Raw genomic sequence first — 18,411 nt, forward strand, 5'->3', positions numbered from 1 at the left:
ACTAGACTTAACCTGACAGACACTTCTTAAAACCGGTAACTGTCAGATCAAGTTTGAACTACTACATCTAATCACATGTTTTAGTGTAGAACTTAAAATAACTCTTCATTTGGCGATCAACCTACAATAGATATAATCAGAGTGATCCATTCACGAGAAACTTTCCTTGTCCCTTTTTCGCGTACCATCCGGAATTTCCGGATGGTTGGGTCAGATATGAGCTCTTTTCCACAGAAATATTTATATCCTTATTAATGGTACGAACATCCTTATTAAAAAGATCAGCCATTTTTAATTAACTGCAAGGAACAAACTTCCCATCAGCACAGTAGGAACCATAAGCAAAGCGAACATGCCATATTTTTTGATGTTTTTCTGAAAGAAATGCGATAGTCATCGGCAATTGATACATCCAAATCTAAGGAGATATGTATAGATACTTTCAATAGAGATACAATTTCTTTAAGGGTTTTTCCTTTATATTAATAAACTATCTTGTTCTTATTCAGTCTTATAAATCTTTTAAATGTAAAAATTTAGCATAAATTTTCCCTCTTAATTAATATGAATTCTCAGATTAGAAAACCCATATAAATATGTTTCTGATAGTGTGAATTCTTTTGAAAAAATCTTTAAAAATCAGGAGTATATAATTGCCAGTCTTTGCCTGATAATTGATTTTGAGAGAGGTATTTCCGCAGCCTCTCTAAAAAATTTGGGTTTTTAGCATCTCTCATATCCATAAAATAACTGAGCTTAAACCTAATTTTTGACAAGCGATTTATAAAAGGAATACTGTGCCCCAAGTTAGAATTCAATTCGGAAGCAATTCTTGCCAATTTTAATTGATCTAGTGCTTGAGGCATGGTACCTGCAAGACATTGATAGGCTCTTTCTTGTAATTCTATGTCATGTATTATTGCTTGTCCTTCGACAAGGTACTCCCAATGCGGGTCATTATTATAAGAGTTTTCCTTCCAATACATCCTAATCTGAGGAATGTAATCTTTCTTGATTAAGCCGTTTGGCCAGCGTTCCGCATAAGTTATCCAGTGCGCATCAGCTTTTGTAAAATTATGGGCTTTAATTTCTACTTGAGTTACATTTTCAAGATCAAAATGCCCCCCCCAGCTTTTCGCCTTTTTAATAGAATTTTTTCTTTAAAGGTATACAAACATTTTAGCCTCGATACTGCAGTTGGAAATTCTGTTGCTCTCACATGTTCAAAGAGTAACTCATTACATAATCTTATATTATTTTTTGTTTCAATAATCCCTGCTAACATTATAGAAGGATGATAAATATCCAATTCCTCAATATAGATTGGAGATATTAGTCTACCTCTATAACATTCCCAGGCAACTAATGGATGTTTTACGTCTAAAAATATAAACCCTGAATCTAATTTATCCATACTTAGTATTTAAACTCGTTTTCTCTAAAAAGATTATAGTCTTTTTGTGAATCTTGAATGAGTACATAAAGGATTTTTGAAAAAATTATTCTATTGATTAAAAGATACGTAAAAGGGGATTTACTACAGTGTAGATTAGAAGTTAAACACTATGGCAATTTAAATTTTAGAGCCGTATTGCATCCTTGGAAAGTTGCAAATATCAGGACACGAAGTCCGTGAACAAGAGTCAGCAGACGGATGTGCTGACACAGGAAGTGAAATTTGCAACTTACCAAACCAATTTAATCTTCTAGTACATTCTCTTCTTTAATCACTCCATAGCGAATACCAACAATAATTGCACTGGTTATATTCCTGCATCCTAACTTTTGAAAGATAGCTTGCCGATATTGGGTAACTCTTCGCAAGGTTACATTTAAAAATACAGCAATTTCTTTAAGCTCTTTACCTTGTGCAGATAAGTACAGGCATTGTTTTTCTTGCTCGCTTAATCGAAGATCGAAACAAATCGGTAGCCTTATCCAAGTATTGGAAAGTAAGGCTTGTATTTCGGCTAGCTGCTTATATGTTGGATTAGAGTTTCCTAAATAGTCTAAGTAATTTTTTGCAAAAACTTGAAAAAAGGGACTATCACCTAAATTCGTTTTCCTTAAGGTTTCTCGCTTTGTTTTCACCATTATTCTTCCTTTATTTTTAAAGGTGTGACTTAGCACAGGAATTATTGAAAAAATAATTCCTGTGTCTCTAGTCGCTGAATTTTTAAGATTTTGGTTAAAAGCGTTTTAAAAACACGCTACTAACCGTGTTCTTAATGTTCAAGCTGTGGAAATAATGGGAAATTGTGGCGGATTCTTACGGACATGCCATTGAAATATAAAACTGAAATGAACTAAACTCGGCTTAGCCATAATTTATCTCCGTAGATAGATTGTGGTTAGCTGGCGGGGAGGAGGTCGCATTCCTCTCTGTCAGCGCTTATTGCATTTAAACACGTCAAAACGCACTTTTTATACTATTTGATTCCGTAGTGACTTGCAAATGAATTTTAATTGCAGGCACTACAGAATTTTTACTTCCTATATCTACATCGTTAGGTCTTATCAAATAAGCATCCTTTATCCGCTTTCTACTGTTAGACCTGATAAATACTGTCGCCATGACTTCCTTTTAGGTAGCTTTTTTCAATCCGTAAAAGAAATAACGTTTTGCTTCTTTTACAGGAATAAGAATTTTTAAATGTCTACCCCAAAGAAAAGTGATAGCACTAAACCTCAACTATTAGTAATTGAAGATAATTTTATCTGCCAGAAAATCTACCTTGCTCTATTTAATAACTACTATGATATCGAACTAGCAGGAACTGTTGCAGAAGCGTTGGAGTGCCTATCAAAACAAGCTTTTCATTGCATTATTTCGGACATAGGCTTACCTGATAAATCAGGCATGGAATTACTTCCTATCATCCGTAATAGCCTGCTAAATAAAGAGACGCCCATTGTTGTTATTTCAGGTCATATGAGTAAAGCAATCAAACAAATGTGTTTACAGTTAGGAGCAACCGAAGTTTACACCAAGCCCGTTACCTCAGTGATAGTACAACACATTATTGAAACTTTTTTATGAGCCATTAGAGAAATTTTAATACCCTCTTATGTTCTGTACCACCTTACCTAGAATGGTTACTTCCATCCCTTCATTCACTTTAATGTTGGGCCAATTGTCATTTAAGGTTAGAAGTTCAAACTCAGGTAAGGTGTAAGATAATTTTTATATTGGCAAATCATCACTTCAGGTTTTTGCGCTAGTTTCACCGCTACGAAATCGCCTGGCTTAGGTGATACTAAAGGATCAATGATTTGTATATCATTGATTCTGATCTCAGGACTCATACTGTCATCTTGCATTTTTAATGCAAAGGCCTCTTTACTTAACTCTGGCAACAGGGCCCTGCTAATAGAAATAAAAAACTCTTTCTCTGCTTCCCCCTCTATCAAAATAGCCTTCGCTTCACACGCTTGGTAAAGAGGAATTAATTGGCTAATACTTTTTCTTGCTTTGATTGCTTCTCGTCAGATAAACACATTAAGAAAGCTGGAGAAACCTCTAATGCTTCTGCCAGTTGTTTTATTTCTTCGGGGCCTGGAGTACGTACACCTCGTTCCCAGTTATTAATACGGGATTGTTTTAAGTCGGTAGTCAAGTCAGCGAGTGCTTTTCGAGTCAATCCCTTGTCTTTCCGCACTTGATTCTTATCTTCGTAATAAGCTTCTTATAGATATCACTGACGATTTTATTGAATACATAGCTGACGAAAAGGAAAAGACTGGAGTTAAACCAACTTCCGTTAATCGAACATTGGAGTTGGTTCGAGCTATCTTGAATCGAGCCTATAAACAGTGGAAATGGTTAGATTCAGTACCAAAAATTCGAATGAGAAAATTCGAAAATAAGCGATTGCGATGGTTAACTAAAGAGGAGGCACAAAGATTACTCAAGGAGTTACCGCCACATTTAAAAGATATGGCTGCATTTACTTTGGTTACTGGTTTAAGACAGTCAAATGTTACGGGACTGCAATGGAGCCAGGTTGATATGAAAAAAGGTCATGCACTTATTCATCCCGATCAATCCAAAACTAAAAGAGCTATCCCAGTGCCTTTAAACTCAGTTGCACTGGAAATTTTAGTGCGGCAAAAAGGGAAAAATCCTGATTTTGTATTTACTTATCAAGGAAAACCTGTAACTCGTTGTAATAATCATGCATGGTTAAAAGCTCTGAAAAGAGCAGGTATCAAAAATTTTCGTTGGCATGACTTACGCCATACTTGGGCAAGTTGGCATGTCCAAAATGGTACAACCCTGCATGAGTTACAGCAACTTGGTGGATGGTCAGAATATGATACGGTACTGCGTTATGCACACCTTTCGAGTGACCATTTACGAAACGCATCTGAGAGAGTAGCGGGCACGTTTACGTCACCCCGACTTGGTTCTTAAGTCAAATTTTTAGCTAAGTCTTTGATTTTAAATGGCGCGCTCGGAGGGACTCGAACCCCCGACACCTTGGTTCGAAGCCAAGTACTCTATCCAGCTGAGCTACGAGCGCATTGTTGGTGAATCAACTTAAACTATCAGGAGCATTGTTACACTGTTTCGCTTTAAACAACAATTAAATCAGAATTGGTGGGCCGTATAGGATTCGAACCTATGACACAGAGGTTAAAAGCCTCCTGCTCTACCGACTGAGCTAACGGCCCTTTACAGGGTAAACAATTTTTCAGCTACTCATTTTAGTGAGGTGAAGAATACACCGCTAAAATGGTGGGCCGTATAGGATTCGAACCTATGACACAGAGGTTAAAAGCCTCCTGCTCTACCGACTGAGCTAACGGCCCCAAAGAGGCTGGAATCATACCGGATTAGGGTAAAATTTCAAGTGTTTTATGGGGATTATTTTTCATTAAGGCCCACCCAGCATATAAATCATCACTGGTTGCCAGTATTGTCCATCCTTCTGAACGCAAATCTTTTACCTTCGCTTTCAAGCAATTGCTGGGTACTATCAGCAAGAGTACATCCGCCCCCAAGGCACCACAGCCTTTGACGGCTAGAACCTCTGGTTGAGTCTTAAAGGTATTTAGATGTTGTAAACTATGTGGAGCGACCAGGTGAAGGTCAGCCAGCTGTTGCTGATAGGTATTTACTGCCTGCACCAACCATTCACTATTCATCTGCTCAAAAGCAGCTTGTGCCAAATCGACTGTCGCTGCCAATTGGTTAATAGAATTCGGTAAGGTTGCCTTTTGCAAATGATAATGCGTAGCTAATTTCTGCCCACTATGCAACAGTAAAAAAGAAATATCTTTAAAACCCCAATCATAGGGCTTAATAATATTTCGCTGACGATTAATATATACACAACGGTGTTGTGATTGAGCTAATACATCATAACCACTTGGTCTTAATCCTTCCCCTCGCCAAGCTGATTGGTAATAAGCATCAAGCATTGCCTTACGATTTGGCACAACATGCAGTAAATAGCAGCTGGCAAGATAGACCGCAAGAAATTGAGCGCTAGAAGCACCAAGTCCTCCCCTGCCTTGATAAGGATCATGCCAGATAAGCCCCTGTCCAGGCATGCGATGATGAACCCACCATTGTCCCGCAGGTGATTCAGGATGAATACCTTGTACCGTTGTTGCATCGTTGACAAGCGATAATTCAAAACAAGGTGATGTTGTTAACACAATGGCTGATTCACCAGCCACAGCAGCGTATTCACCAAGTAAAAAAGTTTTTGCAGGTATACGCCATTTCATGTTGCAGTCTGCGCCTGCCTTATCTCAGTCAACAACTCACAAGCATTGTTTAAACTAACTCGCTTGTTAGTGACTAACCAGCTTTGTAAGCGCTCTTTCAACACTGGCATCTCACTATCAGTCGCACCAGCCACCATCAGTAAATTATCAATATGTAACTTCATATGCCCTTGAATAATGCCTTCAGTGCACAACGCCTTAATAGCACCCAGATTTTGTACCAAACCTACTGCAGCAATAATCCGTGATAAATGGTTTGCTGATTCAATTCCCAGCATCCGCAAACAAAGCTTGGCAGTGGGATGAAGGGCGGTTACTCCCCCGACTGTACCCACAATAATTGGAGCGGTTAATTGACCAGTTAGAATCCCATCCGCATAGCGCCAACGGGTTATCGCTTGATAATGGCCTGTACGAGCTGCATAAGCATGAATACCTGCTTCCACTGCCCGCCAATCATTTCCTGTTGCAATCAAAACAGGATCCATCCCATTCATCACACCTTTGTTATGAGTTGCTGCACGATAAGGATCCATTTCAGCGAATAGGGAAGCCTCTTGTAAACGTTTCCCTAACTCGGTCTCAACATCACGAATAACCACTGTAGCCGTCGTTAATTTCTGATCATTCAAGTTGGACAAAATACACATAGTGACTTGTTCACCAGTTAAATTTTCCAAGGGACCTTTTAAGTATTCCAACACTTGATTAATGATGTTTGCACCCATGGCATCACAGCTATTCATCATTAAATGAATAACAGCCATCTTATGGCCATCTTCACGTTGCAACTGCCGCAATTCTAAATCAACAACACCACCACCGCGTCGAACCATGCTAAAGGCAACTTCCTCATTAGCCTTTTCAATTAAGAATTGCTTGTTTTCGTGGAAGATCGCAGCAAAACGCTCCAAATTATCTATTTTTGCCAACTGAATTTGCCCAATAATGCAGTCACCCCTAACCTGAGTATGAATTTCACCGTGCTGCCTTATCCATTTTGCCGTTTTCGACAAAGCAGCAATAATAGAGGTTTCTTCCACCGCAAGCGGAATAACATAATCTTGGCCATCAATACAAAAATTAGTGGCCACGCCCAAAGGAAGCTGGAAATAACCGATCACATTTTCAATAAGTTTATCCGCAAGAACGGTATCACTGACACCTCCCTTGACTAAATAGGCAATATCCTCTGCAGTAAGCGCACCTAATTCTAATAAGCGCTGAAATCTTTCCTCGCGATTCAATTTGGAAAAACCCTGGAATAATTGACCTGCTTGACTGCTTAACAGCATGCCTTCTCCTTCAACTCACTGATTACACGGCTGCCTGTACAAAACATGGCAACCTTTAACTCATATTCAATAGATGCCATTAATTCATGCACCTGCTGCGCACTTTGCAAAGCTGCATCTAACATTGGTTTGGCAAAACCCACTGAAGTGGCTCCAAGAGCAAATAATTTTGCTGCATCCAAACCATGACGGACACCACCAGAACCCCATATTTCAAATTTCGGCATTAAAGAAACTGCATTGTTAACACTTTGTACGGTGTCTATTCCCCAATTGCGGAAAGTAACCGATGTTTTATGTTTAATACTTCCTTCTGCGGCACGATGACCCTCAATTCTCCCCCAGTGTGTACCACCAAGACCGCTCACATCAACTGCCGCAACTCCAAGCTCATTTAAACGGCGTAAAGTAGATAAAGAAAACCCACAGCCTGTTTCTTTAATGACAATCGGTAAAGGCAATGCATCCACTAATTTAGCAAGTGCATTCCAGCAGCCTTTAAATTGTGGAGTTCCTTCCGGTTGAATTGCCTCTTGCAAAGGATTGCAGTGAATAATCAACGCTGTAGCTTGCAATGCTTCGGTTAAACGTTGGATTTGGGTAAGCGGCGTATTAATTAATTGAGCAATACCTAAATTACTAAACAGATTTACCTCGGGAAAATCCTGACGCAAAGATTGCCACTCGAAAGCAGCCTGGTTATCTGTTAATTCACGGCGCTGAGAGCCCACTCCCATAGCCCAACCACTTGCTGCACACGCTGCAATGAGGTTGCGATTAATATTAACCGCATTACGATGCCCCGCTGTCATAGAGCTGACAAAAAATGGTTTCGCAATGGCCTGGCCAAAACGCTTACTTTCTATAACGAGCTCATTAAAATCAATATCGGGTAACGCTTCATGACACAAAGATACTTGGTCCAATACATTCAGTTCACTGGCTTGATTGCTTTGCATCAAAGCAAGCGCAATATGATCTTGCTTACGTTTTTCAAATTGGCTGTAGTCGTCTTGCATGTCCTGTACACAGCAGCAGAAAAAATGGCTTGAATTTTATCACAATCTAATAATTTCAACTAGAGAACACTGAATTTGCTCAATAGACCCCTTTCCAAACTCACGTGGCGAGGAAAATGCGAGGAGCCACAGCCGTGCAGAGCCGGGGTGTACACGTCAGTATACGAGGAGTCGATCACAATATCGACGAAGCCATTTCCCACCACAGTAGAGTGGAAAAGATCAATCATAGACGTGGCTTAATAAACTATAAGATTCATTTAATTGAGTATTTAGGCGAGTAAAGAAATACATTAAGCTATAAAAGCCCAGTGCTTCACTTTCTAACGAAGCAAAACGCTGCGCATCAGTACTGATTGCCTTCGTTAACAAGTCAGTTAAATTGATTACTGGCAGCATACTGGGATGTTTTTGCTTTTTAAGATGCTTTATCAATACAGTAAGATTATGTTGCGTGGTTTTGACAGCCATATCTAAATGTTCCTTATCCTCATTCGTTAAATAGCAAACCAGCCAACGATAAGCTTCAGTTAAACCAGCAACGTATTGAGTAGAGAAAGCCATATGCATCAATAAGGAATTAAACGCCTGTCGACTGAGACGATGAAAAAGCACTTCATAACGCATTGCAATTGCTTGCTTACGGATAGCTTGAAAATCAGCATACAAATTTTGATTACTAACTACCGGATTGCTTTGTTGTTGGGTGGTGAAAGTCAGTGCTAACGCGGCATTCATTTTTTCTAGATAACCAATGAAAATATCGATTATATTGGTTCTTACCGGTAAAAAATACAGCCAACAAAAATAGCGATCAACGCACCCAACGCCGTATCTAAAATACGCTCTCTAAGTAAAAAAGTGTCCAATCACTAAGCAATGCAAAGAGAAATACCACAAAACCGGTTAACGTAAACACACCAAGAAGATGATTAATTGGTAATATATAAACAGTAAAAAATACAAAGGTTAAAAGTAAAATAAGAATGAGTGTGTCATTAGCGGGCAATAAAAAATATAACCCTGTTCCACAAAGACCGCCTAAAATAGTCATACTAACTCGTTCAATAGAACGTTTAATACTTTCTCCCCAGGTCTGAGTCGTTAAAGCCATTGCTGTTAAAATAATCCAATAACCACGCTCCATCTGAAAACACCAGTTTATAACTTCAGCAATCGAGATTGCTATAGCCGCTTGAAATGCCATTTTTGTTGTATTTCTAATCTGCATTCTCACCCCGTTGTAAACGCAGTATATTTTCATGCAGCAAACTAAAACTAAGCTTTAAATTGAGGAAAACCATCACTAGAGCAGGATCTGTTAAAGGTTCCTGGCTCAGTTTTTCTGTAATTTTCGCCATCGAAATTCGACAAGTTTTCGCCGTCACAGAATAATCTTTGCTCATCGTTAATGACCTCAACAACACTGCAAATTGCTTGTATATTGAACTCAAGGCAAGGCGTTTCGATGGCGACAATTGATAATTTTTTACCAGCATAGTCTTATAAGCATCTACTATCATGTTATAAGCATGGATTAATGCATATTCCTGAATCATTATCCCATCAATTAATTTCTCACGTTCATTGATTGCCAAGCTTTGCACGATGGTTTGATTGCTGTCTAATAAATGATGCAATACGTCTCGTATCCGTACAAAAGAAAGCCGAGCAATGCTTCGCGGCTGAACCGGAAGCAAAATATGCTGCCTAAATGCATTCATGCCCCGTGCTAACGATTTAAATAATCGATTGGAATTGTTGATAAACAACTTAGAGTAATTGTCAGGGAAAACCAAAAGAAGAGTCAGTGCACCTGCCACCAAACCAATAATAAACCCATAAATAGGTGCCCAGCACTCCTTCGTTTGAAAGGGTATAACAATAGCTAAAAAACAAAGCGTCCACACTTTCATTGGCGCCACACTATTACTTAAACCAAAACGCCGCATGTAATTGACTGTAAAACCAAGAACCACTAAAACTATTGCGCATAAATGAGGAAAATCACGTACCCATAGGCCTGTGATAAACGCTGTAAAAAAGGCCAGATCGAACAGAAGCACCTGTACAACACGCGACCTAAACGATTTAGCGACCATTCCTTGCATAGACATACCGCAGGCCAATCCAGTCATTGCTTTCGTAAAATAAGTTTCATGCCGGACAAACCATAACGCGATGACAATTGCTAAAACCGTTTTAAATGCATGTTTCAAACGAAAATAGCCGGGATCAATGTTCCAAAAGAAAATTTGCAGTCGTTTAAAATTATTCACGTTTTTACAAGTACTTTGCTGTGACAGGTAGTTTCGTATTATCCTAGGCTATTTCTTGAAATGATCGCAATCATGACCAAGGTAAAACCTACAAGCCAATTTGTCTTTAACGAAGAAAACCATAGCTATCAATGTGAAGGCTCTTGGTCTGTTCTTCATATAGATGGCTTGGTTGAACGTTTTAAACAAACACCGCTGCCTGAAGTAGAAAAAATCACCGTGAGCGGCGCTGAATTAGCCCAATTTGATAGCGCAGGCGCCCTAGCTTTATTGAGGTGTATGGAGATCCTGAAATCCGGTGGTAAAGAAGTAACGCTAGTTAAATTTGCCAAAGAACAAGATTCACTAATAAAGCTCGTCTCTGAAAAGAAAAGTGATTTAGATTATAAGCCACCCACTCCGAAGAAAAAAATATATTAGCCCGTCTTGGTGAAGAAACTGTTTACAAATTACGCCAGGCTGATGGGTTCGTTATTTTAATTGGTGATTTAAGCTCTAAAATTTTCGAGGCTTTCGGCTATTGGAAACGTTTTCAATTACCTAGTATTGCCTCAAATATCGCTTCTGCTGGCATTCAAGCCTTGCCTATTCTTGCTTTACTATCTTTTCTAATTGGTATTGTTCTCGCCTATCAGATGGGTTTACAACTACAAACTTATGGTGCCAATATTTTTATTGCTTATTTATCTGGCATGGCTATCTTTCGTGAATTTGCCCCACTTATTACAGCGATCATTGTGGCAGGCAGGACTAGCTCCGCATTCACAGCCCAGATTGGCAGCATGCAAATTAACGAAGAAGTTGATGCCCTCAAAACCATGGGTTTATCTCCTACAGAACTGCTAGTCTTGCCTAAAGTCCTCGGTTTACTACTTGTTTTCCCGCTGTTAATTTTTGGTCAGATGTTTTCAGTATTATCGGTGCTCTGCTCATGTCAAAATGGATACTGAACGTCAGCTATTTTGATTTCTTGGCTCGCTTAAAAGATTCCGTAGGAGTAGATCAACTCCTGTTAGGTTTGTATAAAGCCCCCGCTTTTGCCATTTTGATTGCCCTGGTAGGTTGTTTTCAAGGCTTTCGAGTAGAAGCTGATACTATTGGCAGCCAAACCACAAGAAGCGTTGTACAATCCTTATTTTTAATTATTGTTGCTGATGCGGCATTCTCTGTTGTTTATAGCTGGATGGGCCTATAGAGATGAGTGAGCCAATCATTGAAATTAAAGGATTAAAAAATTATCTCGGTGGACAGTGGGTGCATTCCGATGTCAATCTCACGGTGTACAAAGGCGAAATCCTGGCAATTATCGGTGGTAGCGGCAGCGGTAAAACAACCATATTACGCAGTCTTCTCATGTTGCTCAAACCCACAGCAGGCTCTCTACAAGTTTTTGGCCAAGATATTGCAGAGCTAACCAGTTCACAAGCAGATAGACTTCGCCGCCGCTGGGGTATGTTATTTCAACATAGTGCACTTTTCTCTGCGATGACCGTGTTAGAAAACATTGCCTTTCCTATGCAAGAATTCACCAACCTTGACACAAAGTTTATGGAACATCTCGCTATGCTTAAGATTTCCCTGGTAGGATTACCTAAAGAGGCCGCAGGGAAATTTCCTTCCGAATTAAGTGGTGGAATGCAGCGGCGTGCTGCGGCAGCACGTGCCATCGCAATGGATCCAGAGTTATTGTTCCTGGATGAACCCACAACAGGGCTTGATCCACGTAGCGCAAGGCAATTTGATGACTTAATTCTCTTTTTAAGAGATGCCTTGCATTTGACAATTGTGATGGTTAGTCATGATGTGGAGTCCCTAAAACGGACTACGGATAGAATCGCATTTATCGGCGAAGGCAAAATATTAGCTGTCGAACCAATAGAGGAGTTAATGAAAAATCCACATCCTTTGATTGCTGAATACTTCAGTACCTTTTAAACTGTTTGAGATCTTTAAAGAATAGGAGTATGTTTTTTGGAAGCAAAAACCAACTACACTATAGTCGGCTTGGCAGTGCTAATCCTTCTTGGAGGACTTATCGCGGCTGGTTTATGGCTATCTGTTGGCTTTGATCAAAAAACATACCGCCTGTATGCAGTTTATATTCATGAAGCAGTTTCAGGGCTAAGCGAAGAATCACCTGTTAAATATAATGGAGTGAAGGTTGGATTTGTTAGAAAAATTACTCTCAACCGTCGCGATCCGCAACAAGTTAAAATTCTTCTTAGTATCGAAGAAGGAACACCTATCACTACCAGCACCGCGGCTACTTTAATTTCGCAAGGAATTACCGGGACAACTTATGTAGGACTATCAGCAAGTTCTTCGGATTTAACGCCTTTAGAAAAATTGCCTAGCGAACCCTATCCGATTATTCCAGCTAAACCATCCCTTTTTAATCAACTCGACAAAGCGCTTAAAGATGTCTCTGAGAATGTAAATAAGGTAAGTCTGGAGATTAGTCGGATTTTTGATCGTGAAAATGCAAAATATATCAAAAAACCCTAGCGAACCTGGAAACCTTTAGTGGTGTTATTGCTAAAAACAGTAAACATATTGACCAAAGTCTGGAAAATGCCGATATTTTTATAAAAATATTGCTGACGCAAGCCATCAACTACCTGATATCATTAAAGATTTAAACGTAGGGGTGAGAAAATTAAATACTATGACTACAGCTGTAACTACTGCTGGTGATAAGGTATCCTCTGCAATGGAAACAGGTAAAACAACCATTAACCAAATTTCCCAACAAGTTTTACCACCTACTGTAGTACTCATACGCCGTCTTGATACAATTGCTGCTAATCTCGAAAAAGTTAGTAATCAAATGCGCCAAAACCCTGCTGTAGTAATCCGCGGTACAACACCGCCTAAACCCGGACCAGGAGAATAATTTTGAACAAATTTAGTCTTATTCTTCTTTTCTGCGTACAATGTTTACTGACAGCTTGCTCACCGATTAAAACACCGGTTACTAATCAATATAAACTGGAAGCGTTTAGTAATAAACAATTAGCCTCGAATGTTGCTCATCAATCTATTCTTGTTACTACTACTCCCGATTCCGTAGCAGGCTATCAAACTGAACAAATGCTCTATATTCAAAAACCGTTTGAACTAAGTAGTTTCGCAAATAATGCCTGGATTAATCCCCCAGCCGACATGTTGTTTCCACTCATTGTGCAAAGTTTGCAACGCAGCGGTTATTTCTATGCAGTCGCTTCAACACCACATTCTGAACATACCGATTATCGATTAGATACACAACTTATTGCGCTGCAACAAAATTTTTTAAGAAAGCCCAGTGTATTAGATTTAGTTGTTAAAGTAACATTAACCCATGTGAGTGATAATCGAGTTGTCGCATCAAAAGTTATTAGTCAACATGTTTGTTGCCCTATGGATACCCCCTATGGTGGTGTAGTTGCTGCGAATCGAGCAACAGAAAGTCTTACAGCGGAGATAGCGAATTTTGTTGTATTCCATGTAAAACAGGATAATAGCCATCGATAATGCAGCTCATAAGCAATAGAGACAATAGCGAAATAGACAAAACAATTGTACAATGAGCCGTCATTGCGGTGCTTTAAATATTAGTAAACTACGAATAAAAAAGGAGATAGAGGATGAAAGCCAGATCGTTTTTAAAGATGGGACTTGTTGCAGCAAGCGTTGTGCTGCTCGCATCCTGTTCGAAAACGCCCGGTAGCGCTGATGGCGCAGGTATGAACGGCGGTGCATCTGCCCATGGTCTGGGACAATTAGGTCGTTTTGCTGGTCAAGAACCGGGTGAATCCTACACTACGCAAGCACCTCACAATCAAGTTTATTTATTTGCTTATGACGACAGTAGCTTTGCACCCAAGTACATGGCTTCGCTCAATGCACAATCTGCATACTTAAAAACACATCCTGGCGCCCGTGTTCTATTAGCTGGCCACACCGATGAGCGTGGTAGCCGTGAATACAACGTAGCATTAGGAGAGCGTCGTGCCAATACAGTCGCTGATTTGATGAAAATGGCTGGTGTCAGTAGAAGTCAAATTCGCGTCGTCAGCTATGGTAAAGAACGACCAGCAAATTATGGACATGACGAAGCATCTCATATGCAAAACCGCCGTGTAGAGTTCACCTATGAGGCAACACGATGATTAAATCCCATCAACTCTTATTAAGCTTGTGCTTTTCTTGTCTTTTGCCGTTACAGGCATTTGCAGAAGCACCTGTAGTTGATGACAGCGAAAATTTTGCAATTCTTGATGAACAACAGGCCGCCCTTGAGCAGCCTGTTGCCAAAGCTCAGCTTGAAAATAATGACAATGAGGAAGAAATTGCTCTCGCAAAAGATAACCGTGACAGCAATGATGAGAATGCCGGATTGTTGGATAAAGTTCAGGGCTTGCAACAAGAAATCCAAGAATTACGCGGTCAATTAGAAGTACAAGCCCATGATTTGAAATTATTACAACAGCAACAATTAGCCTTCTATAAAGATTTAGATGCACGTCTACGTAATAATAGTCCCATTAAGCCTGGTCAATCAGCCCAAGCAGAACAATCAAATCAGCCGACCGAATTATCACTCGGTTCGCAAGTAGCTGCTTCTCAGAATAATGGGAATGAAACATCTGTAAAAACTATCCAACAAGAAAAATCAAGCTCGAAAATTGCCATAACTCCCACTGCTACTCCGGCTCGAACAAATCCCGCTGATGAGCAAATCAGCTACCTGGCTGCCTACGATCTAGTCAAAAACAAGCGTTTTGACGAAGCGCTCACTGCGATGCAAGCCTTTGCAACACAATATCCTCAAGGTGGCTACACAGCAAATGCGCATTATTGGCTGGGTGAACTTTACATGGTTAAAAATAATTACCCAAAAGCAATCGAGCATTTTGAAATTGTATTGCAACAATTTCCCTCCTCAAGCAAAGCAGCTGCCAGCACGCTCAAAATTGGCTACGCACTTGCTGCCTCAGGTAAAACAGATGACGCGAGAATGCGTTTACAACAAGTACTAAAAAACTACCCTGATACCCCTACTGCGCAGTTGGCAATGAAGAAACTGGAGTTATTAGGCGTCTCATGAAGCAAGTTAGTACTCAATTACGCGTTACAGAAATCTTTTATTCTTTGCAAGGTGAATCAGTTACCGTGGGATTACCCACGGTATTCATTCGACTCACAGGTTGTCCTCTTCGTTGTCAATACTGTGATACAGCCTATGCTTTTAGTGGTGGCCAAATGCAAAGTTTAACCTCCATCTTAGAGAAAGTAACTGCCTACAATTGTAAACAGGTTTGTGTAACCGGTGGTGAACCTTTGGCACAACCAGGTTGTATCGATCTACTGCGCCAACTTTGCGACGCTGGTTTTAACGTCTCCTTGGAAACAAGTGGAGCACGAGATATTGCTCATGTTGATAAACGAGTCATGGTGGTCATGGACTTAAAAACTCCAGACTCGGGGGAAAGCAAAAAAACTTGTTTGCCAATTTAGCTCACTTAAAGCAAAGTGATCAAATCAAATTTGTATTGTGTAGTCGTGAGGATTATGAATGGGCTCGCCAAGTTATGACTGAACACCGCCTACCAGAGCGTGTACAAGTTTTATTTTCACCTAGTTGGAATGAATTAAATTCAACCACACTCGCCGACTGGATAGTAAAAGACCAATTACCTGTGCGCTTTCAGCTGCAATTGCATAAAATTCTTTGGAATGATGTACCAGGCCACTAAATGAGGAGATTAGGTTATGCAATGGTTCGCCCAAGCACCTGCTAACATTGCCCTGATAAAATACATGGGTAAAAAAGACAATGAGAAGAACATACCGGATAATCCATCATTATCCTATACGCTAAATAACCTTTTAAGCAGTGTCGTACTCGAAAGCCATAGTGGAAAAAAGATTTCTGGGAACCCTTAGATACACCAGGCGCTTCTGTCTTTGTTTTATCCCCATTAGGGCAGCAGCGTTTTCTAGAACATTTGGCGCGAGTGAAAGCTTACTTTGGTTATAACGGTGCCTTTATTGTACGCTCGACCAATAATTTCCCACACAGTAGTGGCTTAGCCAGCTCTGCATCAAGTTTTGCGGCATTGACTAAATGTGCGGTACTAGCCTTAAGTGAGCTTAGCAACAGACCTTTACTTTCTGTTGAAGAACAAGCACAGTTAAGTCGCCTAGGTTCTGGTTCATCCTGCCGTTCTTTTTCTCACCTTGGGCACTTTGGGAAGAAGAAACTGTAGAAGCAATTAATTTACCCTACACAGACTTAATGCATCAAGTGATTGTGATTAGTCACGATGAAAAGCCTGTGCCTTCCAGTGAAGCTCACATTCGCGTCAAAAGTAGTAGTCATTACGCAACGCGCTGTCAACGAGCAACAGAAAATTTGAAGATTTTGCGTCAGGCTTTAGAAAAACAGGATTGGCCAAGCGCTTACCAAATTTGTTGGCGTGAGTTTCAGGATATGCATCAATTGTTTACAAGCTGCAAACAACCTTTTTCGTATATAACAGAAAAATGCCAGGAAGCATTACGTAGCCTACAAGATTTCTGGAACCATACCGGTGACGGTCCTATTGTCACTATGGATGCGGGGCCTAATATTCATTTACTCTATCGCCCAGATCAAACCAAGATGGCACTACAATTTCAACATGATCATTTAATTGGCAATTACGATGTTTTATGATTTTCAAACAACAACTTATGGCAAATGGATTTTAGCAGGGGAACACGCCGTTTTGCGTGGTCATGGAGCACTTGTTTTTCCTATCCAGAAAAAGAAACTGACGCTCAGTTATAATTCATCTAATTCTGAACTAAGCGCGGATTATGAAGGTAGCAGTGGTTCAGATATGCACTTACTGTTTTGGTCTGTACTTGAACAAGGACAACAGCTATTAGGTAAATCGCTTAATAGTCTTTCCGGCCATTTTCATTTATATAGTGATATACCCATTGGTGTAGGGATGGGGGCTTCAGCTGCGCTTTGTGTTGCTGTGGCGCGCTGGTTTGAGGCACAACATGTATTGAACACGCAATCGATTTATTCTTTTGCTAAAAGTTTGGAAAATTTATTTCATGGTCAAAGTAGCGGCCTTGATATTGCTGGTGTTGCTACTGAGACTGGCGTTTATTTTCAACAAGGGCTATTAAAACCTATTAAACAGGCTTGGCAGCCCCACTGGTTCTTATCCTCTTGCGGGCAAATTGGCATCACTTCTCATTGCATAAATCAGGTACGGGATTTGTGGCAAACAGATGCCGCCTACGCTGCACAAATTGACGACAAGATGAGTACCAGTGTTGCAAAAGCACAATTAGCTTTAGAGCAAAGCGGATCCACCGCTCTGGCAGATCTGGCGCAAGCTATGCAGCAAAGTGCCGATTGTTTTCGGCAATGGGGGCTTGTTAGTGAAACCCTTCAACAACATATGCAGATGTTACTTGACTTAGGTGCCTTAGCCGTTAAACCAACTGGTTCAGGAGGTGGGGGTTATGTAGTCAGCTTATGGGAAAAATCTGCGCCAACGTTGCCTATGGAATTTATTGCTATTTAATTAGCCTACTCTGCTCTAGTAGCAATCAACCTGTTTCTGGAGCAGTCGATTACCCATTCATTCCTAAAATAGAACGGAACCTTTCCCCTGCAACGATAGGTTAGCAGGCTTACTCATAATAAATTTTGGAAAAAACTACCGAGACACTAACAATTAATCAACAAATTGATAATAAACTTCGTTATTCTTAACCATACCTAATTCAGAACGTGCCTGTTCTTCAAGAGCCTGATCGCCACTTTTTAATTCAAGAATATCTGCTTCGATAGCACGATTGCGCGCAGCAAGTTTCTCATTTTCCTGCTCTTGGATAGCTAATTTTTTTCTAAATTAGTCCATTGCGATACACTGCCATCACCCAGCCATAATTTATATTGCAGACCGATTAACACTAATATCAAAATAATAATGATAGATCGCATGGATTAACCAAAGAGAGTTGTTTCTTTCCATTATATACCGGGCACAATTAGTTTTGCGAACTCTATCGAATTTAGTTCCTTGATAATCT

18 protein-coding genes, 3 tRNA genes and 6 pseudogenes are annotated in these 18,411 nt (G+C 40.1%); 13 read left to right on the plus strand and 14 right to left on the minus strand.

The features are described 5' to 3' along the window. Positions 1-632: 632 nt before the first annotated feature. From BN58_RS17700 to BN58_RS17710, 3 genes are all read right to left on the minus strand, one after another. Complete coding sequence (locus BN58_RS17700) at positions 633-986, minus strand: hypothetical protein (RefSeq protein WP_019217979.1); 354 nt, start codon at positions 984-986, stop codon at positions 633-635. Positions 987-1,099: 113 nt separating this feature from the next. Beyond that, positions 1,100-1,414: a DUF2441 domain-containing protein gene (locus tag BN58_RS17705; protein ID WP_019217980.1), complete on the minus strand. Its 315-nt coding sequence runs from the start codon at positions 1,412-1,414 to the stop codon at positions 1,100-1,102. Positions 1,415-1,698: 284 nt separating this feature from the next. After that, on the minus strand, positions 1,699-2,094 hold the full coding sequence (locus tag BN58_RS17710; protein WP_019217981.1) for a response regulator transcription factor: 396 nt from the start codon (positions 2,092-2,094) through the stop codon (positions 1,699-1,701). 559 nt (positions 2,095-2,653) lie between these two features. Here BN58_RS17710 and BN58_RS29120 point away from each other — a divergent pair. Beyond that, on the plus strand, positions 2,654-3,040 hold the full coding sequence (locus BN58_RS29120) for a response regulator (protein WP_019217983.1): 387 nt from the start codon (positions 2,654-2,656) through the stop codon (positions 3,038-3,040). A 15-nt stretch (positions 3,041-3,055) separates the two neighbouring features. Here BN58_RS29120 and BN58_RS26820 read toward each other — a convergent pair. Beyond that, positions 3,056-3,641 (minus strand): annotated as a pseudogene (locus BN58_RS26820) (helix-turn-helix domain-containing protein). Between the two features lie 8 nt (positions 3,642-3,649). Here BN58_RS26820 and BN58_RS26825 point away from each other — a divergent pair. Further along, positions 3,650-4,414, plus strand: a pseudogene (locus tag BN58_RS26825) (integrase); the annotation flags it as partial. Positions 4,415-4,446: 32 nt separating this feature from the next. Here the strand turns inward: BN58_RS26825 and BN58_RS17740 are convergent. From BN58_RS17740 to BN58_RS17780, 9 genes are all read right to left on the minus strand, one after another. Further along, positions 4,447-4,523: transfer RNA gene (locus BN58_RS17740), tRNA-Arg, on the minus strand. Between the two features lie 75 nt (positions 4,524-4,598). Next, a tRNA-Lys gene (locus BN58_RS17745) sits at positions 4,599-4,674 on the minus strand. A gap of 62 nt (positions 4,675-4,736) precedes the next feature. After that, a tRNA-Lys gene (locus BN58_RS17750) sits at positions 4,737-4,812 on the minus strand. 24 nt (positions 4,813-4,836) lie between these two features. Next, positions 4,837-5,736 carry a mevalonate kinase family protein gene (locus BN58_RS17755; RefSeq protein WP_019217985.1) on the minus strand — a complete coding sequence of 300 codons (900 nt, stop codon included), beginning with the start codon at positions 5,734-5,736 and terminating at the stop codon, positions 4,837-4,839. Continuing rightward, complete coding sequence (locus BN58_RS17760) at positions 5,733-7,031, minus strand: hydroxymethylglutaryl-CoA reductase, degradative (protein WP_019217986.1); 1,299 nt, start codon at positions 7,029-7,031, stop codon at positions 5,733-5,735. Before BN58_RS17760 ends, BN58_RS17755 begins: the two co-directional genes overlap by 4 nt. After that, complete coding sequence (fni, locus tag BN58_RS17765) at positions 7,022-8,050, minus strand: type 2 isopentenyl-diphosphate Delta-isomerase (RefSeq protein ID WP_019217987.1); 1,029 nt, start codon at positions 8,048-8,050, stop codon at positions 7,022-7,024. The genes BN58_RS17760 and fni overlap by 10 nt, the downstream gene beginning before the upstream one ends. Before the next feature lie 222 nt (positions 8,051-8,272). Further along, complete coding sequence (locus BN58_RS17770) at positions 8,273-8,788, minus strand: hypothetical protein (RefSeq protein ID WP_019217988.1); 516 nt, start codon at positions 8,786-8,788, stop codon at positions 8,273-8,275. A gap of 97 nt (positions 8,789-8,885) precedes the next feature. Continuing rightward, positions 8,886-9,281: an FUSC family protein gene (locus BN58_RS17775; protein WP_019217989.1), complete on the minus strand. Its 396-nt coding sequence runs from the start codon at positions 9,279-9,281 to the stop codon at positions 8,886-8,888. Beyond that, on the minus strand, positions 9,271-10,329 hold the full coding sequence (locus BN58_RS17780; protein ID WP_019217990.1) for a hypothetical protein: 1,059 nt from the start codon (positions 10,327-10,329) through the stop codon (positions 9,271-9,273). Before BN58_RS17780 ends, BN58_RS17775 begins: the two co-directional genes overlap by 11 nt. Before the next feature lie 72 nt (positions 10,330-10,401). Here BN58_RS17780 and BN58_RS35160 point away from each other — a divergent pair, with 72 nt between their 5' ends. The 11 genes and pseudogenes from BN58_RS35160 to BN58_RS17835 all read left to right on the plus strand — a co-directional run bounded on the left by BN58_RS35160 (position 10,402) and on the right by BN58_RS17835 (position 17,900). Beyond that, the gene (locus BN58_RS35160) at positions 10,402-10,749 is read left to right on the plus strand and encodes a hypothetical protein (RefSeq protein WP_232220756.1); all 348 of its coding nucleotides are present in this window, start codon (positions 10,402-10,404) and stop codon (positions 10,747-10,749) included. Between the two features lie 161 nt (positions 10,750-10,910). After that, a pseudogene (locus BN58_RS35165) lies at positions 10,911-11,524 on the plus strand (MlaE family ABC transporter permease). A 2-nt stretch (positions 11,525-11,526) separates the two neighbouring features. Next, positions 11,527-12,264: an ABC transporter ATP-binding protein gene (locus BN58_RS17800; protein ID WP_019217991.1), complete on the plus strand. Its 738-nt coding sequence runs from the start codon at positions 11,527-11,529 to the stop codon at positions 12,262-12,264. Positions 12,265-12,300: 36 nt separating this feature from the next. Continuing rightward, positions 12,301-13,222 (plus strand): annotated as a pseudogene (locus BN58_RS38065) (MlaD family protein). Positions 13,223-13,224: 2 nt separating this feature from the next. Beyond that, entirely contained in the window at positions 13,225-13,842 is a 618-nt protein-coding gene (locus BN58_RS17810; RefSeq protein WP_019217992.1) for an ABC-type transport auxiliary lipoprotein family protein, read from the plus strand. A 113-nt stretch (positions 13,843-13,955) separates the two neighbouring features. Next, on the plus strand, positions 13,956-14,480 hold the full coding sequence (gene pal, locus BN58_RS17815; protein WP_019217993.1) for a peptidoglycan-associated lipoprotein Pal: 525 nt from the start codon (positions 13,956-13,958) through the stop codon (positions 14,478-14,480). Continuing rightward, complete coding sequence (gene ybgF, locus BN58_RS17820) at positions 14,477-15,418, plus strand: tol-pal system protein YbgF (RefSeq protein ID WP_019217994.1); 942 nt, start codon at positions 14,477-14,479, stop codon at positions 15,416-15,418. The genes pal and ybgF overlap by 4 nt, the downstream gene beginning before the upstream one ends. Beyond that, the gene (locus tag BN58_RS38295; RefSeq protein WP_019217995.1) at positions 15,415-15,828 is read left to right on the plus strand and encodes a radical SAM protein; all 414 of its coding nucleotides are present in this window, start codon (positions 15,415-15,417) and stop codon (positions 15,826-15,828) included. The genes ybgF and BN58_RS38295 overlap by 4 nt, the downstream gene beginning before the upstream one ends. Continuing rightward, a complete protein-coding gene (locus BN58_RS38300) occupies positions 15,813-16,067 on the plus strand; it encodes a hypothetical protein (protein ID WP_019217996.1) in 255 nt (84 codons plus the stop codon). The genes BN58_RS38295 and BN58_RS38300 overlap by 16 nt, the downstream gene beginning before the upstream one ends. A gap of 16 nt (positions 16,068-16,083) precedes the next feature. Continuing rightward, a pseudogene (locus tag BN58_RS26845) lies at positions 16,084-17,029 on the plus strand (GHMP family kinase ATP-binding protein). Then, positions 17,019-17,900, plus strand: a complete 882-nt coding sequence (locus BN58_RS17835) for a mevalonate kinase family protein (protein ID WP_019217997.1) — start codon at positions 17,019-17,021, stop codon at positions 17,898-17,900. The pseudogene BN58_RS26845 and the gene BN58_RS17835 overlap by 11 nt, the downstream one beginning before the upstream one ends. Positions 17,901-18,053: 153 nt before the next feature. On the opposite strand, the pseudogene ftsB reads toward BN58_RS17835, so the two are convergent. Then, a pseudogene (gene ftsB / locus BN58_RS26850) lies at positions 18,054-18,322 on the minus strand (cell division protein FtsB). Positions 18,323-18,411 lie beyond the last annotated feature (89 nt).

Source organism: Legionella tunisiensis (assembly GCF_000308315.1).
In the GTDB taxonomy this organism is placed as follows: Bacteria; Pseudomonadota; Gammaproteobacteria; order Legionellales; family Legionellaceae; genus Tatlockia; species Tatlockia tunisiensis.